We start from the raw sequence: 22,698 nt of genomic DNA, 5'->3' as shown, positions 1-22,698 counted from the left end.
GTTTGCGAAAAGACAATAAAAACCTGATTTTTCTAGTCGCTATGATTACTTTTGCAAGTTGTGGCGCTGACAATATTGGTGTCTTTGTCCCATATTTTACCACCTTAAATTTAGCGAATTTGATAGTGACTTTACTTACTTTTCTAGTCATGATTTATCTCTTGGTTTTTTCTGCCCAAAAATTAGCACAAGTCCCTTCTGTTGGAGAAACTTTGGAAAAATATAGCAGATGGTTTATTGCCGTTGTCTATTTAGGATTGGGGATGTATATCCTGATTGAAAACAACAGCTTTGACATGCTAAGGACTGTGTTCGGCTAGGAGAAAAAATTATGAAAAAAGATAGTATCTGTCAAGTGGATGTTATTAATCAACAAAATGTTACAACCGCAACGAACTACCTTGAAAAGGAAAAAGTCCAAAAATCACTTCGCATTTTATCAAAATTTACCGATAATAAACAGATAAATATCATCTTTTATCTCCTTGCTGTTGAAGAACTCTGTGTCTGTGATATAGCCTGTTTACTAAATCTCAGTATGGCATCTGCCTCCCACCATCTTCGTAAACTAGCCAATCAAAACATCTTGGATACTAGAAGAGAGGGGAAAATTATATATTATTTTATAAAAGATGAGGAAATCAGAGATTTTTTTAATCAACTAGGATAACAACTATTTTTACTACTCTACCATTCACTCTACCTTTTATTATGTAGCATTCTAAAAACATTGATGTACCAACGTTTCTAACAGCTAAAATAGAAATTATTTAATCTTTTATAGAACTAAACTATTCCCCCATTTAAAAATATTGATTCATATTTTATGAAATTAATCATTATATATAGTTCCGAAAATCCTTGATATTACGCTGTTTTTAATTCAACTTAAATCCAGACTTTTCAAACCAGGCTTGAAAAAGGCCCGTAAAGCGTCACAATTTAGTAAACGTTAAAACTTATTTACATTTATTAAAAGCATTTCGTATCAAAAATACGAGATGCTTTTTTCTAGCTTAATTTTACAAATTGGATTTTGAAGGACACCATGGACCTATTTTCAAGTTGATAACGACTACAAATTTGTTCTGGAGACCATGAAGATTGTAATCGCTCTTTAATTTCCTACTTCAATTCACAGGAGTCTAACTCGATTTTCTTCCCTTCTGCTTCGCCAATTGTTCATTGTGTGTTTGTGCTGCTTGTGCAGAGTAAGTGTCATTACCACACTTAATTCTCTTGAGAAGGTTGATTTGTGAACGCCTAATTTTCTAGCTATTTGGCAGGGTTTGAGACCTAATTCTAGGTAAGTCTCTATCTTAATTCGCTCAATTATGGTAATATGATGGTAGCTTATAGATTTCTCCCGTGTTCTGTTTAGTGTGGTTACTTACAGTTTACACGAGATTGGGCTCTATGAGTTTTTTGTTGCACTATATTTTACCATTTATCAAATATAAAAAAGTAAGCTCAGAAAATCTCTGATCTTATTCTCATATCTCTCCAAACAACTTCCGTAAAATTTTCGGTGTGATACGTTGTCCTGGCCCTACGTAAGTATAGGCGTGCAGGTACATGGCAGGATTGAAGTTGAGTTCGATACAGGTGCAATTTGGTAGCTCCTTACTAGCAGGCTTGGTGTAGTCTGGGATAATCAAATCGACTCCACAGGCCCAAGCCCCCATAGCAGTCGCCATATCGGCAGCTAGTTGTTTGTAACTCTCGCCCATCTGGTCAGTCATGTCAATGGAGTCGCCTCCAGTTGAGATATTAGAATTACCACGCAGAAAGGTTTGGCTACCTTTAGGCAAGACTGTATCAGGTGTGTAACCCTGCTGTTCCAACATGAGTAATTCAATATCACCCAGATTGATGATTTCAAGAGGTGAGCGATGGTCGCGACCACGCAGAGGGTCTTGGTTTTTCTTTTCGACTAATTCTCGGATGCTTGAGCTTCCGTCGCCTACGACATTGGCCGCGACGCGGAGCAGGACAGCCTCGCATTTTCCATCCAAGATAAAGAAACGGTACTCGGTCCCTGCCACAAACTCCTCGACTAGCACATGGCTATCTTCCGAAAAGGCGATGTCTAGGGCTTTTTCATAGCCAGAAATGCTTGTTGGCTCTTGGAAGATGGAAATGCCCAGACCGAAGTTGGTGGATTTGGGTTTGACAACAATAGCAGAGTTGGCTATTTGTCCGTAGTACCGCAAGGCATCGTCCTTGTTAGCAAATTCTGCTCCCGCAGGTACTGGAAAACCAGCCTTGTCCAAAATATTTTTGGTCACAACCTTATTAGCCATGGCCAGTGGAATTACGTAGTTATCTTTGGATGTCATGTTGCCATTTTTAATGTACTCCACATGGTCACCATGCCAGAGTTTGAGAAATTGGTCTTCCTCATCTAAAATTTCTACGTTCAAGCCCAGCTGAATGGCGTCAAAGAGAATCATTTGGGTGGAGAGTTCCATGTTTTCATAGCCTTTGAGGGCATAAGGTGCTGTCCAAGCGTAGTCATGAAAGGCTTGTCCTTGTTGTTGGCCAAATTTTTCAAGGGACCCTTCTTCAACCTGCTCTGCTATTTTTCCAGAAAGGGTCAAACGTGGATCAAGAAGAGAGGCCTCCACCTTAGTGATAAGCTGGCTATAATAGTCATCCAGTCCAAAGTGAGCGACGATGTCCTTCATGGCTGTCACGATAGGTTTAGGGTCAGCCTCTTTAGGAAGTGGTGTGTGGGGATGGCTGAGAGCGATTTGGTTGTTGAGAGTAGCAGCTACTGCCAATTCTTCGTCGACTTGCTCCATGTCGTCTAGCCACAAGAGTGCGAGTGCAAAGAGGTGGGTGGTGTCTAGTGTTTCTTGGCTGATTGCCAGTGGCTCAAAGGGGTTGAGGTCAAAGTTGCGGAACTCTAGATAGGAGATGCCCTTAGTCAAAAATTCCCGGCTAGTCTTAGCACCGCGTAAACGGATAGCAGAGTAAAATTCTTTTTCGGCGGACAGTTGCCCAGATCCAACAGCGTTTTCGATGTCGGTCACGTATTGCTCCAGTGAAGAGAAGGAAATGTGAACATCGGGGGCATTGACATAGCCGTAGTTGGAGTTACGAATCGACCGCACGCAACCAATTTCATCTGTCAAAAACCCTTTTTCTGCTAGCGGGCTTGCTCCGTAAAGGTAGGTCAAGAGCCAGCGATAACGCAAGAAGTTCTGAGCTAACTTGAGATAGAGGGCATTCTTGAAGGTCAGTAAATCGTCATAATCACTGACTTCAAAGAGCTGCTGGGTCAGATCTTTGCCGAGTTCAAAATTATAGTGAATTCCAGATATGGACTGGAGCAATTTGCCGTAGCGTTCTGCCAAACCAACTCGGTATTGATACTCGTAGTCACTTTCCAACTGGGCAATCTGAATCTCTTCTTCTACAATCACAGGTGGCATGGATAAAGGCCAAAGATATTCTGACTTATCCATTGAGCGAATAGCCACATCGGTGATGGCCCCGAGGAAGCGACGAGCTTCCGTGGTCGACTGTGCTACCGGTGTAATGAGCTCTAGTTGAGGTTCGCTATAATCTGTCTGGATATAGGGATGGAAACTGCGAGAACCCAATTTTTCAGGGTGTGGCGTTTGAGCGACACGGCCTTCAGTATTGATTCGTAGAGATTCGCGCTCCAGACCAAAGGTAGCTTGTAAGATGGGAGTATTTGGGGATAATTTTTGAAATACGTTTGATAGGTTCATGATTGGGCCTCGAAATAACTAGTTTCTCTATTATTTTATCAGTTTGTTAAATAAACTCAACTTTCTGCTACGGAGATGGAGAAGGAAATGCTCGGACGAATTGACTATTTACTTGCATTAAATATAAGCAAAAGCATTAGTAGAAGTATTGAAACTACACCTAATAGTTTTTTCCCCACACTCAATCTCTCATTTCTGTCTTTTTTTCGTAGACAGTTATAAAGTCGATCAGAATAAACCTTGTAAGTGTATAAGTTAATTCTTACAGACCTAAACTATTCCCCTATTTAAAAAATAATGATTCATATTTTATGAAATTAATTAGTAGATATAGTTCTGAAAAGCCGTTATATTACGCTGTTTTTAGTCCAACTGAAATCCATACTTTCCAAACCAGGCTTGAAAAAAGCTCGTAAAGCATCACAATTTAGTAAACGTTAAAACTTATTTAAACTTATTGAAAGCATTTCGTATCAAAAATACGGGATGCTTTTTCTGTTCACCCCAAATTTTTGTAACTAGGTGATACTTGAAATTAATACAAATTTGGTTGTTTTTGATAAATCTAAGCAACACTACATGATGAAGTGAAAGGGGATGAATCTTTGATAGTATTCACTTATTGTGAAATATGATATATTTATTAATTAGATGGATGAATACTTCTAGAGTTAAATATAGTATAATAGGGACATACTTTTTGGTTTATTTTTGTTTGTAGTCGGATTATGAAAGAATATCCAATATTATGCGATAAGATAGAATGTTACAAAAAAGAAAGGGGATGCAATCCGATGAAGAAAGACAGATTAATTGTATTGACAGATGCTGTTCTAGCAATTATTATGACCATCTTGGTTTTAGAGTTAGAAAAACCAACAACACCAAGTCTTGAAGCTTTTTGGGATTTACGGCAAAATTTCTTTGCTTGTTTTCTTTCCTTTTTCTGGTTGGGATCGTTATGGATGGCACTAAACACATTATGGGAAAAGGTTGAGAAAATTTCCTCAGAAATTATTTGGTGGAATTTGTTTCTACTCTTGGAGCGGCAGGAGTTCTCTTTGGAGAATTTCATGCCATCCAAGATACCAGTCTGAATGATGTGGTGGACCGGATCTATATAAATGTCAAGGATTTACCGTTTCAGTCCTTGGGAGCTTTAGCTAATATCCTGTCTGATATTAAGAAGGGACTGATTCAAGACAGTCATATCTGGTCTTTCTTCCAGTCATTTTTCAAACAATATCAGTTGATAATCAGCTTAAATCAGATCTATCAGTTTGTCTATCTTTCTCTGATGGAGATCATGTCCTATCTTCACTTTGATTATTGGAAAAAAACGGCTCGGTCAGGAGCTAGTATGAATAAGGAGAACAAATGAAACGTTTAAAAATGTTATGGCATATTATGCAGGTTACGGGTTTTACTCGGTTTGCTCTGAGTTTTGTGACCTTTGTTTTTGGGTCAGGAGGCGTGCTTTTCCTAGTTGAACCTGCTATCACAAATTACGGAGACGGTCTTTGGTATGCTTTTGTGACTTCGACGACTGTCGGCTACGGGGATCTCCTAGCTGTGACCTTGATTGGAAGGATTACCAGTGTCTTCTTGACGATTTATGGGCTCATATTTTTTGGCTGTTTATCAGCTGTTATTTTTAATTATTATACCAATTTAAATAAGGAAAGAGGAGAGGACAAATGACTGCCAATTATTCAACACGGGAATACCGTGAGAAATTATACGATGACCTTCATGTTCGATTGAGAGATACAGCGATTTTGATGTGTGCAATTTTTATTGCCTCTATCGGACTAAATATGAATTCAACAGCTGTCATTATAGGAGCCATGTTGATTTCACCTCTCATGACACCGATTGTTGGACTGGGATTCGGTTTAGCTATTTTTGATACGCGTTTAATCAAGCAATCTCTAGAGGTTTTATTGACTCAAGTGTTGGTCAGTTTGCTTGTCTCGACTCTGTATTTCTGGATTTCTCCCTTGTCTTATGCAAGTAGCGAGTTGATTGCACGAACCTCTCCAACCATTTGGGATGTCCTCATTGCTATTGCTGGTGGGATTGCTGGTGTGATCGGTTCAAGGAAAAAAGAAGCAAACAATATCGTGCCAGGAGTAGCCATTGCTACAGCTCTGATGCCGCCTATCTGTACTGCTGGCTATGGTTTAGCTAATGGGAATGTACGATTTTTATTGGGGGCTCTCTATCTTTTCTTGATCAACTGTGTCTTTATCATGCTAGCCAACATTGTTGGAACAAGAATTTTGATGAGAAAATCTCCTTTAACTTCATTTAAAGAGCTGAGCATTAAAATGAGAATTGGCTTGATATCTTTGATTGTATTGTTGATTCTTCCAGCTAGCTATTCGGCAGTTACTCTGACAATAGAACAAGCGCGCAAAGAAGGGATCAAACAGTTTGTAGGAAAAGAGTTCGCCAATTATACGGTTATTAATCAAGTCTACAAGTCAAGTAACAATGAATTGGTCTTGACGGTTGTTGGAGATCCGATTTCAGAAGAAGAATTAGAAACACTCCACCAAAAACAAGCCTCTTACGGTATTCAATCTGTTCAATTGAAAGTGAATCAAGTTCAGAACTCGCCAACATTAGATAGTGAAGCGACCAAGGAATTTTATGAAAACATTGACAAGTATATTGATCAAAAACTCTCTGAAAAAGATTCACAAAACGATCTCGTAAAAGAAAATGAAGCAGACAAGGATTGAGGACAATGAACTGAATCGGTTTTTACGCCGTGTTTTTCTTGTATCTTCCTCTTTCTTACTTATAGCAGGTTGTTTTTGCTTGAATAAGAAATAAATTAGAAGTTCTATCATCTAAGAAAAATGATGAACAAAAAATCATTTAACTAATGGTGTGAACGTTTAGTGTTTATCAGCTCCATTCTCTGTAATTTTGGGGGTAAAATCCACACCATTCGGATAAAATTAGTTGAATTTGATTGGAAAAAAGCTTTTATAAAAGCGGAGAAAAGTCTTGATATTACGCTGTTTTTAGTCCAACTGAAATTCATACTTTCCAAACCAGGCTTGAAAAAGGCCCGTAAAGCATCACAATTTAGTAAACGTTAATTCGTTACTGGACAGCAGAATACAAACGAAAACACTTTGCATCTTGCAAGGTGTTTTTTTCTATGAGAACTGGCGGTGCGCAATTAGGATAGCTCTAGCGACTTTAGTCGCATAGAGATATGCTATGCACAGTTGCCTCAAGAAAACAATGCTTCTTGGTCCACCCTGTTAGACAAGCTTCAAAACCAAGGAATCCAACAGATTTCTCTTGTAGTTACAGATGGCTTTAAGGGGCTTGAGCAGATTATCAGTCAGGCTCACCCATTAGCTAAACAACAATGTTGCTTAATTCATATTAGTCGAAATCTAGCTAGTAAAGTGAAACGAGCAGATAGAGCGGTTATTCTGGGGCAATTTATAATGATTTATCGTGCTGAAAATTTAGAAATGGCAGGACAAGCTTTAGAGGACTTTCTCGCCGAATGGAAACCAAAGTATAGGAAAGTCATGGAAAGTCTGGAGAAGACGGATAATCTTTTAACTTTTTATCAGTTTCCCTACCAGATTTGGCACAGCATGTATTCGACAAACCTCATTGAGTCTCTTAACAAAGAAATCAAACATCAAACGAAAAAGAAGGTTCTTTTTCCTAATGAGGAGGCTCTGGAACGTTACTTAGTTACGTTGTTTGAAGATTATAATTTCAAGCAAAGTCAACGAATCCATAAAGGGTTTGGTCAATGTTCTGATACACTTGAAAGCTTATTTAATTAACACTCCGTAACTCTACTTAAGTGTTTACACATAATTATTGACAGTATCAAAAAATAAAGTATATTGTTTTCATCATAATATAATTAAATATCAGTATAGAGAATTTTATCTATATATCAGATATCAGCAATTGCTTTTGCTGTCATTTTTCGCTACAATAGTTACAAGGAGGAAATAAACATGTTAAAAGAAGTATTAAACGTCGCAAAAGTTGCGAAAAAATCATCTCTCTTCTTAGGAGGGGTAGCATTTGGGACGCTTGGCTTGAAAGTCTTAGCAAGTAAAGAAGCTAAGAAAGGCTATTCTAAGGCCTTGGCTAAAGCTTACAAATTGAAAGATGGACTGGATGCATCTGTTTCTGTTGTAAAACAACACGGTGATGATGTTTTACAAGACGCTAAATATTTATACGAACAGGAAAAGAAAGAAGAACAATTAGATAGCCTGACAGGTGAATAATATGTCTTTTAAAGTGCTACACAGAGGATATCAACATATCCGATTATCGTCCTCGTTTTCACTGACCTTGGATATTCAAGATTATCTTCGTTCCTTGGCTAAAGATGAAAAAGGGATCGACTCTATTCAGTTTTATATGGATCAGCAGCACTTTACTCTACGTATGAAAGAAGGCTTCTCTGTATTAGAAAATGCAGAGGCCTTTTTAAAAAAAATTGACAAGGGGAAAGTTTCGGACTTGATGACTCTTCCCATTCGTAGAGAAGAGAGTGCTTATTCAATTGTATCGGGTGCAGCGATTAAGCGTTTGCTGTTTCGAAGTTTTGTACCCTACCCTATTCGTTATATTTGGACTTGTTATCAGGCTTTGGGTTATGTCAAAGAAGCCTATCAAACTTTAGCGCGCAAGGAACTAACCATGGAGGTCTTGGACTGTTCGGCCATTTTGTTGTCCTTGTTTATGAACCAATCCAAGACAGCTAGCAACATCATGTTTATGCTTGATTTGGGTAATCATCTGGATCAGTGGTCTTTAAAAAAAACAGCAACAGATTTGGAACAAAGCCTTCTTGCTAAAGAAAGTGATGTTTTCTTAGTGCGGGGAGACATGGTCATCAGCATCAAGAGTTCTGATGTTCAAGTAGGTGATGTATTAGTTGTCTCCCAAGGTAATGAAATCTTGTTTGACGGCCAAGTGGTTTCAGGATTAGGCATGGTCAATGAGAGTTCCTTGACTGGAGAGAGCTTCCCTGTTGAAAAGAAAGAGGGAGATTCTGTATGTGCGAATACTGTTTTGGAAACAGGAGAGTTAAGAATTCGTGTGACTGATAATCAGATAAACAGTCGTATTTTGCAACTCATCAATCTGATGAAAAAATCTGAAGAGAGTAAGAAGACAAAACAACGTCATTTTATTAGGATGGCAGACAAGGTTGTAAAATATAACTTCTTAGGTGCTGGTTTGACTTATCTGTTAACAGGTTCGTTTTCAAAAGCCATTTCCTTTTTATTGGTGGATTTTTCATGTGCTCTAAAAATATCCACACCTGTAGCCTACCTTACGGCCATAAAGGAAGGTCTAAATCGAGAAATGGTTATTAAAGATGGTGATGTATTAGAAAAATATCTGGAAGTGGATACTTTCTTGTTTGATAAAACGGGTACCATCACGACGAGTTATCCTTTGGTTGAAAAGGTTCTTCCTTTCGGAGATTATACTGAGAAAGATATTTTAAGAATAAGTGCATGTTTGGAGGAACATATCTATCATCCTATTGCCAATGCAATTGTTAAACAAGCTGAAATTGAAGGCATTGAACACGAAGAAATGCATGGCAAGCTTCAGTATGTTGCAAGCAAAGGGATTAAATCGCAAATTGATGGTCAATCGGTTGTCATTGGAAATTATGTACTAATGCAAGACGAACAGGTAAGAATTAGTTCTGAGCAGCTGGCCTTGATTGAGCAATATAAGACTCATTACAATTTATTGTTTTTGGCTTATAAGAAAGAATTAATTGGGATGTTTTGTATCCACACTCCCTTGAGAAGCGAGGCGAAAGTTGCATTGAAAAAGCTAAAGCGCCAAGGGAAAAAACTGATTCTGGCAACTGGTGATACGTTGGCTAGAACAGAAGAGTTGGTTAAAGATCTGCCATTTGACAACGTTTATACTGATTTAAAACCAGATGGTAAGTTTCAGTTGGTTCAGGAATTACAGAAAGCTGGCCGAACTATTTTGATGGTTGGAGACGGGTTAAACGACTCTGCTGCCTTGACGCTTGCAGATATTGGGGTTGTGATGAATGAAAGTGCTGATATTTCTAAGCAGATGAGTGATATTTTATTATTAGATAATCGTTTAGATTTCTTCGAGGAATTGAATTCTTTATCTGAATCGTTGCAGAAATTAATTCAAAGAAATATTCAAGAAACAGTTGTAATAAATGGAAGTTTAATTGGATTTGGGTTGTTAAATTGGTTAAGCCCATCTAATCTTTCGATATTGCACAATCTGACTACTTTAAGAATCGTCCTTCGTAGTCTTTCTATTAAAAGTAGGTAAGAGACCGAGAAGCTGAGGTTATAAAAACTAAAAGGAGTTGTCTCATTTGAGAATAACGGCTCTTTGTCAACTGTAGTGGGTTGGTGGAAAATTATACCCTGGAGAGGACCAAATTGGTTCTCTCCTTTTAAATATTGAAAAAACCATTGGCAGTGGACATACTTTAAGACTATATATTTCTGAAACTAGTTTCACAATACAAATATTGACATGCAATTATTAATTGGTGGATTTTAAGTTGACATCTACAAAGGTTAATGTTAGAATACATTCAAAAATATATTTGAATGAGGTGTTTTATGATTCAAAATATTGTTACTTCAATAATCCTGTATTCTGGGACAGCCGTAGACTTACTTATTATCCTAATGTTATTTTTTGCCAAAAGAAAAAGCAGAAAGGACATCATTAACATCTATTTAGGACAATTTCTAGGCTCTGTTAGTCTAATATTCCTAAGTTTGCTTTTTGCATTTGTCTTAAATTATATTCCTAGTAAAGAGATTTTAGGTTTACTCGGTTTGATTCCAATTTTCCTAGGCCTCAAAGTTTTGCTTTTAGGAGATTCTGATGGAGAAGCTATTGCAAAAGATGGTTTGCGAAAAGACAATAAAAACCTGATTTTTCTAGTCGCTATGATTACTTTTGCAAGTTGTGGCGCTGACAATATTGGTGTCTTTGTCCCATATTTTACCACCTTAAATTTAGCGAATTTGATAGTTACTTTACTTACTTTTCTAGTCATGATTTATCTCTTGGTTTTTTCTGCCCAAAAATTAGCACAAGTCCCTTCTGTTGGAGAAACTTTGGAAAAATATAGCAGATGGTTTATTGCCAGTGTTTATTTAGGACTGGGGATATATATCCTGATTGAAAACAACGTTTTTGACATACTATGGACTTTGTTAAGCTAGGAGAAAATATTATGAAAAAAGATAGTATCTGCCAAGTGAATGTTATAAATCAACAAAATGTTACAACCGCAACGAACTACCTTGAAAAGGAAAAAGTCCAAAAATCACTTCGCATTTTATCAAAGTTTACCGATAGTAAACAGATAAATATCATCTTTTATCTCCTTGCTGTTGAAGAACTCTGTGTCTGTGATATAGCCTGTTTACTAAATCTCAGTATGGCATCTGCCTCCCACCATCTTCGTAAACTAGCCAATCAAAACATCTTGGATACTAGAAGAGAGGGGAAAATTATATATTATTTTATAAAAGATGAGGAAATCAGAGATTTTTTTAATCAACTAGGATAACAACTATTTTTACTACTCTACCATTCACTCTACCTTTTATTATGTAGCATTCTAAAAACATTGATGTACCAACGTTTCTAACAGCTAAAATAGAAATTATTTAATCTTTTTACAGAAGTGAAGTAAGCATTCAATACGAATCAATACATAAGAAAAACGCTCTAGTCCTATTGCCTGGAGCGTTTTTGTCTTGTTTTGAAATCACATATCAATTTTATCAACTTGTCATTTATTTGATCAATGTACATTTTGGCAGAAAAAAGAATACAGGACAAACAAATTCCTGTATTCTTAAAATAACTTAGAACAGATATGATAATGATACGACTAACATGATTATAGCGCAAATTATTTTTACGATTTTTACATATTGTTGTTTGAACAATTTATCAGAGAAAAGACTCAAAATAAGAGCAATCCAAAACACGGTAGTTCTTAAAATAAAAATAGTCATGTCTCGTACCCCTTTCGCTATTTTGTAAAGACAATAATTGATTTGAATAGTGATGATTTAATCTGCAAATATGTGCATTTTCTTTGGTAAAACTTTTGTTCTTTAATCATTAATCGGTATCTCTATCTATCTTTATTATAGTACAAATATCGTTATTACACCAATAAATGTATTTATTTTTTATTGCTCCTATTTTTGAGAGCGCTTGAAATATGTTATAATAAAACTAGATTAATGTATAGGAGGAAAACCGTGGGAAATTTCATTGAGCTAGTCTTTCATCGTTTCTTTTTGGGGATGATTGCGACGGCTTATTTTTGGTTATTGACATTAGCAGGAGGAGTGGTCTTTGGTATAGCACCCGCTAGTGCAACCCTCATGAGTTTATATGCAGAACACGGTTATTCTTATCGTGCTTATCGTTTCAAGGATGCATGGGCTTTATTTAAGAGCAATTTTGTAAAAAGCAATCTTAGTTTCTACACCTTTATAGGGATTGACTTAATTTTGATTTATGGTTTGTATCTGATGATTCAGTTGCCAAACCAGACCATTATCCACTTGGCAGCAACCTTTCTAAATATCTTTTTAGTAGCCTTGGTATTTTTGGCCTATACGGTATCTTTAAAGTTGCAGGTATACTTTGAATTATCCTATAAAAACACCCTAAAGCTTGCCTTTGTCGGAATTTTTATGAGTTTATCAGCAGTGGCCAAGGTTCTTTTTGGTAGCGTCTTGTTAGCCATTATTGGTTTCTATATGCCAGCCCTCATTGCTTTTGTAGGTATTGGAATGTGGCATTTCTTTATTAGTGATTTATTGGAGCCTGTTTATGAAAGTATTCATGAAAAATTGGCAACCAAATAAGACCAAACAATTTCGCCTCCACTCACTCCTAAGAATTTATAGTCTGGTAATGATTATCATCATTTCCTGCTTTGCTCTCTTGATTTCTTATGCAGACTGGGATATGCGTGAAAGGGAAGCCAATCGTGTTGGTCAGCGTGTTCTCGCTCGAACAGTTGATGAGGTTGAATACTATTATCGAGAGTCAACCCGCCTAGCTCAGGAATTGGTCGAGAATCAAGCCCGCATCGAAGGGATTTACAAATATTTTAGTCTCAGCACGCCGGATTATTTTTATTGGCAGTTAGAACGCAAGGCGTCGCCTTATATTTCTGTTTCCATTTATGAAAATATTGATGATATATACGTGCGAAACGATTTTGTGACAGGTGTTTCGATTGTTCTACAGGATTCAACAGATGTATTTGTTTCCAAAAGAGGAAACCGAGGTGGACAGAAGATTCCAGCTGATAGCTTTAAACCGGATGCTAATAGTTTCGCTGTTCCAGTGTCTGATCCCATCTCGGACCAAGCTATAGGGGTCATTTATATTTCCGTAGAACCAGAATTCCTCTATAAGGCGATTGACAATACTAGGGGAACAATTCCTGTAGCAGTAACTGTCATTGCACCATATGAAACAGATATGTTCTATATAGGGACAAAAGGGACTAATGAATCTTGGTTAGTAGGAACAACAGCCCATGGTTATCAAGTTCGAGTAGCTGTACCAAAGGATTATGTTTGGAGTGGGACCTTAGCAAGTTCGGCACTTATTTTAGGTTTGAGCGCCCTCTTTATCATCATTTTATATATGACCTTAAGAAGGACCTTTTCTGACTATCAAAGTCAGGTTGTGGACTTGGTGGATTCCATTCACGCCATTACTAAGGGAGAGCAAACCAAGAGGATCAATACCGACAAAAAGGATCAAGAATTGCTTTTGATTGCCGAGTCGACAAATGATATGTTGGATCGACTGGAAAGTAACATTCACGATATTTATCAGCTGGAACTCAATCAAAAAGATGCCAACATGCGAGCGCTACAAGCTCAGATTAATCCGCATTTCATGTATAATACTTTGGAATTTTTGCGGATGTATGCAGTTATGGAGAACCAAAATGAATTAGCAGATATCATCTATGAGTTCAGTAGTCTCCTGCGCAATAATATCTCTGACGAGCGAGAAACGACACTCAAACAAGAAGTGGAGTTTTGTCGGAAGTACAGTTATCTCTGTATGGTTCGCTATCCAAAATCCATTGCCTATGGATTTAAAATTGATCCTGAATTGGAAGAAATGCGTATTCCAAAGTTCACCCTCCAACCTTTAGTGGAAAATTATTTTGCCCATGGAGTTGATCACAAAAGAACAGATAATGTTATCAGTATCAAGGCTTTGAAACAAGATGGCTATGTCGAAATCTTGGTAACTGATAATGGCCGTGGAATGTCTGCTGAAAAACTAGCAGAAATCCAAGCTAAACTGTCTCAAAGAACCTTTGAACATACAGCAGATTATAGTGGGAAACGACAGTCGATTGGGATTGTGAATATCCACGAACGCTTTGTACTCTACTTTGGAGACCGCTATAACATTAGCGTAGAATCTGCTGAACAAAAGGGTGTTCAATATAGAATCACCATTCAGGACGAAGAGAAAGGATAAACATGTATAAAGTACTATTAGTTGATGATGAGTACATGATTACAGAAGGACTTAAGCGTTTGATTCCTTTTGAAAAATGGGATATGGAAGTTGTCGCAACAGCCAACCATGCCGACGAGGCATTGGACTATGTTCGAGAGCATCCTGTAGATGTCGTCATTTCTGATGTCAACATGCCTGACAAGACAGGTCTTGAAATGATTGGGGAGATGAAGGAATTGTTGCCAGATGCATATTATATCCTTCTCTCAGGCTATCAAGAATTTGATTATGTCAAGAAAGCCATGAACCTCAATGTTGTAGACTACCTTGTCAAACCAGTTGATAAGGTTGAACTGGAGCATTTACTTGAGAAAATCCTTGGTCAACTTCGTGAGAAAGTGCATGAACCAGAAATGTTAAGTCAAAAATTAGATGAAGAAGCATTTAATGCGCATCTTTCTCAAAAAGAAAACTGGTGGATTGGTCTTTCAAAAGAAAAACAAGGGGATTTTGTTATTCCTTACTACGTTTTAGGTCAGGACTGGCAAATTGTGATTGCGGACCAGAAATTCGACGGTTTACTCGTTCTGCCTTTTGGGGCACCTTATCAGGCCAACTTTGAGAAATGGAAATTTAATGTAGAAAAAGCACTTTTCTATGGAACTGTAAACCTCGATCAGTCTGAAAGTCTCTTCTCATATTATGAACCCATCTATCGGGTGATTATCCAGGGAAATCTTCAGCAGATTATCGATGAGTTAAACCTACTCGAGAAGATTGTGCTAGAAAACACACCGAGGGTATCCATCACCAAGCAACTCTTTACTCAGTTTGTTATGGATGTCTTCCATCTCTTCGAGCATCTGAAAGCAGACGACATGACAGATATTGTCAAGAGGATTCATGCTATTACTAACTTTGAAGACTTAGTGGCTTATACAAAAGAAACCTTGACGTCCTTCTTTGGTCAATACCGCATGAATGAAAATGTCGTCAGTGTACTCGAAGTCATTGGTAGAGACTATAAAAAAGAGCTGTCTCTCAAGGATATCAGTAAGGACCTCTTTATCAACCCTGTTTACTTAGGTCAGTTAATCAAGAAGGAAACCAATTCAACCTTTGCGGAGCTTCTCAATAAGCAACGTATTAAGGCAGCCCAGCAACTCTTGCTGTCTACAAACGATAGTATTGAGGATATTTGCTATACGGTTGGTTATAGTAATGTAGGGTATTTCTACAAGGTCTTTCGAAAACTATGTGGAAAGTCTCCAAAGGCCTACCGCAAGCAGATTGAGGTCACCCTCTAACTTTTGTTATCCATTTTAAAATATGCTATAATAAGTTTAAAAAATATGAGGAGGTTACTTTTATGAAAAAGAAACCAATCTATCTATGGGTTTTATTGGTGTTATCAGCGATTAGTTCATTCTTGGCAGTAGTTGGAATACTCACTCCAGTACCTAGTAAGGACGCCCTTCGTGCTAGCCAAGAAAATGTTGGGACACTTAGTGCTCAACAAATAGAAGATGCTGTTAACTATGCCCACCAAGTGTCTGAGTCATCTCACTCTATTTTTAACACGATACTAATTATTCTATCTGCTATCCTAGTTGTAGTAGCCTTTGTTTTCTTAATTCGTAAGAACTTGCAGTTGGCAAACTACACTTATGTTGGATATGCCTTGCTAGCCATTGTTGGACTAGTCCATGACAATATGAATCTACAAGATGCTATGCAATTGATTAAAGATGACACACTTCGTTTAGGAATGGAAGTCATGTCAAAAGTAACCACTATCATATTCATCGTCATCAATGTTATCTTCCTAGCAATTGTCTTCTATAAAATTTGGCGTCAGCAAAAAGAACTAACAGAATCCCAAGAGGAAGAACTCGCCTAAGAGTTGACAAAGGATAACTATCAAGATACAATCTTGGTAGTTATTTTTTTGGATTCGAGAAAGAGGGAGGAAAAGATGAAAAAAATTTCCTTAGTTTATATCAGTCTGAGTGGGAACACGGAGAGTTTCGTAACACGTTTGAAAGCTTATCTGTTAGAGCAGTATGCGAATATTGATGTGGAAAAAATACATATTAAAGACTTGGTCAAGGAAGGAGAAGACTTCTTTGAGATGACCAACCCATATGTAGCTTTTCTACCGACTTACCTAGAAGGTGGCAATGGCGTTGATAATGGAGATGTGGAAATCTTGACCACTCCAGTAGGTGACTTTATCGCATATGGTGATAATGCTAGCAAGTGTTTTGGTGTCGTAGGATCGGGTAACCGCAATTTCAATAACCAATACTGTTTGACCGCCAAGCAATATAGCCAGCGCTTTGGTTTTCCAGTCCTGGCTGACTTTGAAATGCGCGGAATGCTAGGAGATATCAAAAAGGTTGCAGGTATTATTGCAGAGCTTTATGAACTTGAATCCTTGTAAGAGGATAGAGTTGCTGGGCTAGATTTTTATCCCATGGATCATAGAATTATTTCAAAAGAGAACAGTTCAAATGAGTAAATTACAGAGATCATTTTTAAAGTATATAAAACGCAAACCAAGCTTCAAGGATATTATGCTATGCAGTGCTTTGTTGCTCTTGGCAATTAGTCTGATGATGTTTTCTGATAAAATTTTTGATGAAGATGCAGCACCATTTGGAACCATGGTATCCTTAGGGATTGTTATCCTGGTAGAAATCTTAGCTGTCAGAAATAAATAAAAAAGACTCGAGAAATGGTATCTCGAGTTTTTCTTATTTGCGAATTTCGTCAACGATTTCTTTTGAAATGGGAATTCCTAAACGGTAACCTTTGTTAATGTAGTCAATGACATCATTGATGTTTTCTATCGTTTGGATTTTCTCTTTGATAGTTGCACGAAAAGCTTGATCTTTCAATAGTTGGTTCTGAAGAAGTCTTTGAAGTTTCTCTTTTTCATATTTGTTGACAAGAAAGAGAAAAAGAAGACTGATAACAACTAGAATATAAGCATACTGGCTCATAAAAATTCTCCCTAAGTGATAAAGAAGTAGGTGGTAAGATAAAAGTAAATTTTTTTATTTTTCGAGTGATAGTACTGTAAGTGCCTCGCTACTTGTTATTAATTAGTGAAGCGTTTAGGCAAGTCGCCTCATTTACGACGTCTTTCGGTAGAAATCGATAATATTTCTATCGAAAAACTAGTGAGGCGCCTAGCCAAAGTCCGAATAGGATTTTACGTTAGTTACTTAGCTTGCTTAGCAATAAATTAATTTAATAGATCACGACATGCATCCAAATAAGTCGATATTATTTATTTGGATGCATTAGTAAGGCGTTTAGGCAAATCGCCCAGTAGCGATTGCCGTCAAGAGACTAGGAACTTTAGTTCCAGTAATTTGAAGATTACGACGTTCTATAACATAAATTGATGTTATTTATGTTATAGAACTAGTGAGGCAGTTAGCTAGTCCGCATAAAAGCGGCTAGCGTCCAACAATAGGAACCTTTAGTTCCAATTGTTGGTACTGAATCACATCTTCTCTGGCGCCTCTACACCCAACAGACGAAGGGCTTCTTTAAGGACAACTGCTGTTGCATAGCTGAGAGCTAGGCGACTGTCACGTTCTGGGCTTTCATCTAAGATACGAGTGTGGGCATAGTATTTGTTAAAGGCTTGGGCTAAGCTGATTGCAAATTTAGCGATGATAGAAGGCTCGTAGTTATCAGCTGCACGTTTAATAATACGTGGGAAGTCTTGGATGAGCTTGATGATTTCCCAGCTTTCAGCATCGTTCAAGCTATAGTTGGCACCTGCTTCAGGTTTGAAATCAGCTTTACGCAAGATTGATTGGATACGAGCGTAGGCATATTGAACATAAGGGCCAGTCTCCCCTTCGAAGGATACCATAGCTTCAAGGTCGAAGTCATATCCATTAGTACGGTCGGTTTTAAGGTCATAGAATTTAATGGCTCCAACTCCAACAGCATGAGCGACCTGGTCTTTGTTTTCAAGTTCAGGATTTTTGGCTTCGATCTGAGCTTTCGCACGGCTGATGGCTTCTGCAACAGTTGGCTCTAACAAGATAACATTCCCTTTACGAGTAGAAAGTTTCTTTCCTTCTTTTGTCACCAATCCAAACGGAACATGAACAATGTCTTGACTCCAATCGTAGCCCATCTCCTGTAGTACTGCCTTGAGTTGTTTAAAGTGAGCAGATTGCTCTTGACCAACGACATAGATAGATTTGGCAAATTGATATTCGTTTTTACGGTAGAGAGCCGCAGCCAAGTCACGTGTGATGTAGAGAGTTGCACCGTCAGATTTCTTGATAAGAGCTGGGTGTTCAATTCCGTATTTTTCAAGATTCACAACTTGAGCACCTTCTGATTCGACCAAAAGTCCCTTTTCAGCGAGGATGTCTACAACTGCATCCATTTTATCGTTGTAGAAGGCTTCTCCGTTGTAGCTGTCGAATTCAACTTGTAACTCATTGTAAAGACGGTTAAATTCTACCAAACTTTCATCGCGGAACCATTGCCAAAGAGCAAGAGCTTCCTCATCGCCGTTTTCAAGTTTGCGGAACCATTCACGTGCTTCGTCATCCAAGCTTGGATCGTTCTCAGCTTCAGCATTGATACGGACGTAGAGCTTGAGAAGTTCATCGATTGGATGAGTTTTAACGGCTTCTTCGTTACCCCATTTCTTGTAGGCAACAATCAACATCCCAAACTGTTTACCCCAGTCTCCCAAGTGGTTGACCTTGACAGTTTGATAGTCGATTTTTTGGAAGATATGTGACAAGCTATCTCCGATAACTGTTGAACGAAGGTGTCCGATAGAAAATGGTTTAGCGATATTAGGACTAGACATGTCGATAACGACATTTTCTTGGTTACCAATTGTTTGGTCAGCGTAGTGATTTTTTTCAGTAATGACGTTCTGTAACACTTGACCAGAAATGGCAGCCTTATCAAGGAAAAAGTTGACGTAAGGTCCTGTTGCTACAACCTTTTCAAAGGCTTGGCTATTAATCTTTTCAGCAATATCTGCAGCAATCATTTGGGGAGCTTTGCGTTCAACCTTTGCTAATGAAAAGGCGGGGAAGGCGATGTCTCCCATATCTGAGTTTTTAGGTGTTTCTAGTAAATTTAAAATAGCCTCTTGGTCCAGGCTATCAATGACGCTAGCCAACTCGCTAGCAATCAATTCTTTTGTATTCATTTAGGGCTCCTTTAGGGCTTTTCTACTATTTTAACACAATTTACTACATTTTTTTGGAAAGAAGAGAATTTTTTTGAAATATCCAGTTTTTTTGATATAATGTTATTACTAAAAAAATGTAAAATGTTATAAATATGCACTCGAGAGGAACATATGAGAAAAAGAGAACGTCATCAGCTTATTAAGCGAATGATTACAGAAGAAAAATTAGGCACTCAAAAAGAAATTCAGGATCGATTGGAAGCTTGTAATGTCTTTGTGACACAGACAACTTTATCTCGTGATTTGCGAGAAATTGGCTTAACCAAAGTTAAGAAAAACGATGTTGTCTATTATGTATTAGCAAATGAGACAGAAAAGATTGATTTGGTCGAATTTCTTTCACATCACTTAGAAGGTGTTGCAAGAGCTGAGTTTACCTTAGTTTTGCACACTAAATTGGGTGAAGCCGCGGTTTTAGCCAATGTTGTTGATGACAACAAGGATGAATGGATTTTAGGAACAGTTGCAGGAGCGAATACCTTGTTGGTTATCTGTAAAGATCAGCATGCCGCTAAAGTGATGGAAGAACGCCTGCTAGAGCTAATGGAAGACAGATAAGGTCTTGAGAGTTTCTCTCAGGACTGTTTTTACAAGGAGAGAGTAAATGACCACTGAAAAATTATCGCCTGGGATGCAACAGTACGTGGATATCAAAAAACAATATCCAGATGCTTTCTTGCTCTTTCGAATGGGTGATTTTTATGAGTTGTTTTATGAAGATGCCGTCAATGCCGCTCAGATTCTAGAAATTTCGTTGACCAGTCGCAATAAAAATGCTGAAAATCCAATTCCTATGGCAGGTGTACCCTATCATTCTGCCCAACAGTACATAGATGTCCTAGTTGAGCGTGGCTACAAGGTTGCCATCGCTGAACAGATGGAAGACCCTAAACAGGCTGTGGGTGTCGTTAAGCGTGAGGTCGTCCAGGTCATTACACCAGGGACAGTGGTTGATAGTAGTAAGCCAGATAGTCAAAACAACTTTTTGGTAGCTATTGATCGTGATGGGTCTCAATATGGTTTAGCCTACATGGACCTAGTAACAGGTGATTTTTATGTAACGGGGCTATCAGATTTTTCTCTAGTCTGTGGTGAAATCCGCAACCTCAAGGCTAGAGAAGTAGTGATTGGCTACGAATTATCTGAAGCGGAAGAGCAGATTCTCAGTCGTCAAATGAATCTAGTCCTTTCCTACGAACAGGAAGCATATGAAGACCTTCATCTGTTGGATTCAGGATTGGCGCCCATTGAAAAAGCTGCCAGTGGAAAACTTCTCCAGTATGTTCATCGGACGCAGATGAGAGAGTTGAATCACTTAAAACCTGTTATCCGTTATGAAATCAAAGATTTTTTGCAGATGGATTTTGCGACCAAGGCTAGTCTGGATTTGGTTGAAAATGCTCGCTCAGGTAAGAAACAAGGCAGCCTTTTCTGGTTGCTAGATGAGACTAAAACTGCAATGGGTATGCGACTCTTGCGTTCTTGGATTCAACGCCCTTTGATTGATAAGAACCGTATCTTAGAACGTCAGGAAGTTGTGCAAGTCTTTCTGGACTATTTCTTTGAGCGCAGTGATTTGACAGAAAGTCTCAAGGGAGTCTACGATATCGAGCGTCTGGCCAGTCGAGTGTCTTTTGGGAAAAGCAATCCTAAAGACCTCTTGCAACTAGCGACTACCTTGGGAAGTGTTCCAAGGATTCGCGCCATTTTAGAGGGAATGGAGCAACCAGCTCTAGCTTATCTGATTGAACAACTAGATGCTATTCCTGAGTTGGAAAGTTTGATTAGTGCAGCTATTGCTCCTGAGGCTCCTCACGTGATTACCGAAGGTGGTATTATCCGAACGGGCTTTGATGAGACCTTGGATAAATACCGTCGTGTGCTGAGAGAAGGGACCAGCTGGATTGCTGAGATCGAGGCCAAGGAAAGAGAAAACTCTGGCATCAATACTCTCAAGATTGACTACAATAAAAAAGACGGCTACTATTTCCATGTGACCAACTCGCAGCTAGGCAACGTACCAGCCCACTTTTTCCGCAAGGCTACGCTGAAAAACTCTGAGCGTTTTGGGACAGAGGAGTTAGCGCGTATCGAAGGTGAAATGCTAGAGGCGCGTGAGAAATCAGCAAACCTAGAGTACGAAATCTTTATGCGTATTCGTGAGGAGGTTGGCAAGTATATCCAACGTCTACAGGCTCTGGCTCAAGGAATCGCTACTGTCGATGTCTTGCAAGGCTTGGCAGTAGTTGCAGAAAAACAACACCTGATTCGACCAGAGTTTGGGGAAGACTCTAGCATAGATATCCAAAAAGGTCGTCATGCCGTCGTTGAAAAGGTCATGGGAGCTCAAACCTATATCCCAAACAGCATCCAGATGGATGAAGAGACCAGCATTCAACTGATTACAGGGCCTAATATGAGCGGGAAGTCAACTTATATGCGCCAGTTAGCTATAACAGCAGTTATGGCACAGATGGGTTCTTATGTCCCTGCAGAAAGTGCCCGCTTGCCAATCTTTGATGCAATTTTTACCCGTATTGGGGCGGCAGATGACTTGGTTTCAGGCCAATCTACCTTTATGGTAGAGATGATGGAAGCTAATAATGCCATTAGTCATGCGACAAAGGATTCCTTGATTCTTTTTGATGAGCTAGGCCGTGGAACCGCAACTTATGACGGCATGGCTTTAGCCCAGTCTATCATCGAGTACATCCACGAGCATATTGGAGCCAAGACTCTTTTTGCGACGCACTACCATGAATTAACCAGTCTGGAAGCTAGTCTTGAACATCTAGTGAATGTTCACGTGGCTACGCTTGAGCAAAATGGTCAGGTCACTTTCCTTCATAAGATTGAACCAGGTCCAGCAGACAAATCGTACGGTATTCACGTTGCTAAGATTGCAGGATTGCCAGCAGACTTGCTAAAAAGAGCAGATTCAATTTTAACTCAACTAGAAAGCCAGGGTCAGGAAAGTCCAATTCCTACCAATCAAAATACTGTCAATGAGCAGATGTCGCTTTTTGATGAAAAAGAAGAAAATCCAATCCTGACAGAGTTGGCAAATATAGATGTTTACAATATAACACCTATGCAAGCCATGAATCTCTTGTTAGAGCTGAAGCAAAAATTATAAGCAAA

The 22,698-nt window shown here is 38.4% G+C and carries 21 protein-coding genes and 2 pseudogenes; 19 read left to right on the top strand and 4 right to left on the bottom strand.

Annotation, left to right across the window (positions count from 1 at the left end; translation table 11 throughout):
* On the top strand, positions 1-320 hold a 320-nt coding region (locus QM419_RS08075), incomplete at its 5' end, for a cadmium resistance transporter (protein ID WP_414278431.1).
* A gap of 11 nt (positions 321-331) precedes the next feature.
* Positions 332-670: a Cd(II)/Zn(II)-sensing metalloregulatory transcriptional regulator CadX gene (cadX, locus tag QM419_RS08070; protein WP_000711078.1), complete on the top strand. Its 339-nt coding sequence runs from the start codon at positions 332-334 to the stop codon at positions 668-670.
* 365 nt (positions 671-1,035) lie between these two features.
* Here cadX (QM419_RS08070) and QM419_RS08065 read toward each other — a convergent pair.
* Positions 1,036-1,357: pseudogene (locus tag QM419_RS08065) on the bottom strand (transposase); the annotation flags it as partial.
* Positions 1,358-1,493: 136 nt separating this feature from the next.
* Entirely contained in the window at positions 1,494-3,740 is a 2,247-nt protein-coding gene (gshAB, locus tag QM419_RS08060; protein WP_414278430.1) for a bifunctional glutamate--cysteine ligase GshA/glutathione synthetase GshB, read from the bottom strand.
* Between the two features lie 794 nt (positions 3,741-4,534).
* On the opposite strand from gshAB, the gene QM419_RS08055 reads away from it, so the two are divergent.
* The 15 genes and pseudogenes from QM419_RS08055 to QM419_RS07985 all read left to right on the top strand — a co-directional run bounded on the left by QM419_RS08055 (position 4,535) and on the right by QM419_RS07985 (position 17,032).
* Complete coding sequence (locus QM419_RS08055) at positions 4,535-4,837, top strand: TMEM175 family protein (protein ID WP_006151097.1); 303 nt, start codon at positions 4,535-4,537, stop codon at positions 4,835-4,837.
* Positions 4,762-5,121 (top strand): hypothetical protein, encoded by a 360-nt coding sequence (locus QM419_RS08050; protein WP_000397555.1) that lies wholly within the window; start codon positions 4,762-4,764, stop codon positions 5,119-5,121. The genes QM419_RS08055 and QM419_RS08050 overlap by 76 nt, the downstream gene beginning before the upstream one ends.
* Positions 5,118-5,441 carry a potassium channel family protein gene (locus tag QM419_RS08045; protein ID WP_000825751.1) on the top strand — a complete coding sequence of 108 codons (324 nt, stop codon included), beginning with the start codon at positions 5,118-5,120 and terminating at the stop codon, positions 5,439-5,441. Before QM419_RS08050 ends, QM419_RS08045 begins: the two co-directional genes overlap by 4 nt.
* A complete protein-coding gene (locus tag QM419_RS08040; RefSeq protein WP_000126416.1) occupies positions 5,438-6,487 on the top strand; it encodes a DUF389 domain-containing protein in 1,050 nt (349 codons plus the stop codon). Before QM419_RS08045 ends, QM419_RS08040 begins: the two co-directional genes overlap by 4 nt.
* Positions 6,488-6,976: 489 nt before the next feature.
* Positions 6,977-7,567 (top strand): annotated as a pseudogene (locus QM419_RS08035) (transposase); the annotation flags it as partial.
* A 180-nt stretch (positions 7,568-7,747) separates the two neighbouring features.
* Positions 7,748-8,026, top strand: coding sequence for a DUF6110 family protein (locus QM419_RS08030; protein ID WP_002893755.1), 279 nt, complete (start codon positions 7,748-7,750; stop codon positions 8,024-8,026).
* Position 8,027: 1 nt separating this feature from the next.
* The gene (locus QM419_RS08025; protein WP_002893754.1) at positions 8,028-10,091 is read left to right on the top strand and encodes a heavy metal translocating P-type ATPase; all 2,064 of its coding nucleotides are present in this window, start codon (positions 8,028-8,030) and stop codon (positions 10,089-10,091) included.
* A 299-nt stretch (positions 10,092-10,390) separates the two neighbouring features.
* On the top strand, positions 10,391-11,005 hold the full coding sequence (locus tag QM419_RS08020) for a CadD family cadmium resistance transporter (RefSeq protein ID WP_414278429.1): 615 nt from the start codon (positions 10,391-10,393) through the stop codon (positions 11,003-11,005).
* A gap of 11 nt (positions 11,006-11,016) precedes the next feature.
* Positions 11,017-11,355, top strand: a complete 339-nt coding sequence (gene cadX, locus QM419_RS08015) for a Cd(II)/Zn(II)-sensing metalloregulatory transcriptional regulator CadX (protein ID WP_414275750.1) — start codon at positions 11,017-11,019, stop codon at positions 11,353-11,355.
* Between the two features lie 688 nt (positions 11,356-12,043).
* Positions 12,044-12,676 (top strand): YesL family protein, encoded by a 633-nt coding sequence (locus QM419_RS08010; protein WP_414278428.1) that lies wholly within the window; start codon positions 12,044-12,046, stop codon positions 12,674-12,676.
* Positions 12,654-14,327: a sensor histidine kinase gene (locus QM419_RS08005; protein ID WP_414278427.1), complete on the top strand. Its 1,674-nt coding sequence runs from the start codon at positions 12,654-12,656 to the stop codon at positions 14,325-14,327. Before QM419_RS08010 ends, QM419_RS08005 begins: the two co-directional genes overlap by 23 nt.
* A gap of 2 nt (positions 14,328-14,329) precedes the next feature.
* Positions 14,330-15,616, top strand: coding sequence for a response regulator (locus QM419_RS08000; RefSeq protein WP_414278426.1), 1,287 nt, complete (start codon positions 14,330-14,332; stop codon positions 15,614-15,616).
* 62 nt (positions 15,617-15,678) lie between these two features.
* A complete protein-coding gene (locus tag QM419_RS07995; RefSeq protein ID WP_414278425.1) occupies positions 15,679-16,209 on the top strand; it encodes an ABC transporter permease in 531 nt (176 codons plus the stop codon).
* A gap of 75 nt (positions 16,210-16,284) precedes the next feature.
* On the top strand, positions 16,285-16,752 hold the full coding sequence (nrdI, locus tag QM419_RS07990) for a class Ib ribonucleoside-diphosphate reductase assembly flavoprotein NrdI (RefSeq protein WP_070678690.1): 468 nt from the start codon (positions 16,285-16,287) through the stop codon (positions 16,750-16,752).
* A gap of 70 nt (positions 16,753-16,822) precedes the next feature.
* A complete protein-coding gene (locus tag QM419_RS07985; RefSeq protein ID WP_178894530.1) occupies positions 16,823-17,032 on the top strand; it encodes a hypothetical protein in 210 nt (69 codons plus the stop codon).
* 33 nt (positions 17,033-17,065) lie between these two features.
* On the opposite strand, the gene QM419_RS07980 is transcribed toward QM419_RS07985, so the two are convergent.
* Together QM419_RS07980 and argS are read right to left on the bottom strand one after the other, a co-directional pair.
* Positions 17,066-17,314: a MarR family transcriptional regulator gene (locus tag QM419_RS07980; RefSeq protein WP_178894531.1), complete on the bottom strand. Its 249-nt coding sequence runs from the start codon at positions 17,312-17,314 to the stop codon at positions 17,066-17,068.
* A 509-nt stretch (positions 17,315-17,823) separates the two neighbouring features.
* Positions 17,824-19,515, bottom strand: a complete 1,692-nt coding sequence (gene argS / locus QM419_RS07975; RefSeq protein WP_414278424.1) for an arginine--tRNA ligase — start codon at positions 19,513-19,515, stop codon at positions 17,824-17,826.
* Between the two features lie 153 nt (positions 19,516-19,668).
* On the opposite strand from argS, the gene argR reads away from it, so the two are divergent.
* Complete coding sequence (gene argR, locus QM419_RS07970; RefSeq protein WP_414254060.1) at positions 19,669-20,115, top strand: arginine repressor; 447 nt, start codon at positions 19,669-19,671, stop codon at positions 20,113-20,115.
* Positions 20,116-20,161: 46 nt separating this feature from the next.
* Positions 20,162-22,693 carry a DNA mismatch repair protein MutS gene (mutS, locus tag QM419_RS07965; protein ID WP_414278423.1) on the top strand — a complete coding sequence of 844 codons (2,532 nt, stop codon included), beginning with the start codon at positions 20,162-20,164 and terminating at the stop codon, positions 22,691-22,693.
* Positions 22,694-22,698: the final 5 nt, after the last annotated feature.

The organism is Streptococcus infantis (genome assembly GCF_047464715.1).
In the GTDB taxonomy this organism is placed as follows: domain Bacteria; phylum Bacillota; class Bacilli; order Lactobacillales; family Streptococcaceae; genus Streptococcus; species Streptococcus infantis_S.
This window is presented reverse-complemented; position numbering and strand designations above follow the sequence as displayed.

Excerpts from the sequence above, each read along its gene's own strand:
- QM419_RS08000 (WP_414278426.1), top strand. The coding sequence starts at position 14,330 with ATGTATAAAGTACTATTAGTTGATGATGAGTACATGATTACAGAAGGA.
- mutS (WP_414278423.1), top strand. The coding sequence starts at position 20,162 with ATGACCACTGAAAAATTATCGCCTGGGATGCAACAGTACGTGGATATC.
- QM419_RS07995 (WP_414278425.1), top strand. The coding sequence starts at position 15,679 with ATGAAAAAGAAACCAATCTATCTATGGGTTTTATTGGTGTTATCAGCG.
- QM419_RS08020 (WP_414278429.1), top strand. The coding sequence starts at position 10,391 with ATGATTCAAAATATTGTTACTTCAATAATCCTGTATTCTGGGACAGCC.
- QM419_RS08025 (WP_002893754.1), top strand. The coding sequence starts at position 8,028 with ATGTCTTTTAAAGTGCTACACAGAGGATATCAACATATCCGATTATCG.
- argS (WP_414278424.1), bottom strand. The coding sequence starts at position 19,515 with ATGAATACAAAAGAATTGATTGCTAGCGAGTTGGCTAGCGTCATTGAT.
- QM419_RS08055 (WP_006151097.1), top strand. The coding sequence starts at position 4,535 with ATGAAGAAAGACAGATTAATTGTATTGACAGATGCTGTTCTAGCAATT.
- nrdI (WP_070678690.1), top strand. The coding sequence starts at position 16,285 with ATGAAAAAAATTTCCTTAGTTTATATCAGTCTGAGTGGGAACACGGAG.
- QM419_RS08040 (WP_000126416.1), top strand. The coding sequence starts at position 5,438 with ATGACTGCCAATTATTCAACACGGGAATACCGTGAGAAATTATACGAT.
- QM419_RS08010 (WP_414278428.1), top strand. The coding sequence starts at position 12,044 with ATGTATAGGAGGAAAACCGTGGGAAATTTCATTGAGCTAGTCTTTCAT.
- QM419_RS08045 (WP_000825751.1), top strand. The coding sequence starts at position 5,118 with ATGAAACGTTTAAAAATGTTATGGCATATTATGCAGGTTACGGGTTTT.
- QM419_RS07980 (WP_178894531.1), bottom strand. The coding sequence starts at position 17,314 with ATGAGCCAGTATGCTTATATTCTAGTTGTTATCAGTCTTCTTTTTCTC.
- cadX (WP_000711078.1), top strand. The coding sequence starts at position 332 with ATGAAAAAAGATAGTATCTGTCAAGTGGATGTTATTAATCAACAAAAT.
- gshAB (WP_414278430.1), bottom strand. The coding sequence starts at position 3,740 with ATGAACCTATCAAACGTATTTCAAAAATTATCCCCAAATACTCCCATC.
- argR (WP_414254060.1), top strand. The coding sequence starts at position 19,669 with ATGAGAAAAAGAGAACGTCATCAGCTTATTAAGCGAATGATTACAGAA.
- QM419_RS08005 (WP_414278427.1), top strand. The coding sequence starts at position 12,654 with ATGAAAAATTGGCAACCAAATAAGACCAAACAATTTCGCCTCCACTCA.
- QM419_RS07985 (WP_178894530.1), top strand. The coding sequence starts at position 16,823 with ATGAGTAAATTACAGAGATCATTTTTAAAGTATATAAAACGCAAACCA.
- QM419_RS08030 (WP_002893755.1), top strand. The coding sequence starts at position 7,748 with ATGTTAAAAGAAGTATTAAACGTCGCAAAAGTTGCGAAAAAATCATCT.
- cadX (WP_414275750.1), top strand. The coding sequence starts at position 11,017 with ATGAAAAAAGATAGTATCTGCCAAGTGAATGTTATAAATCAACAAAAT.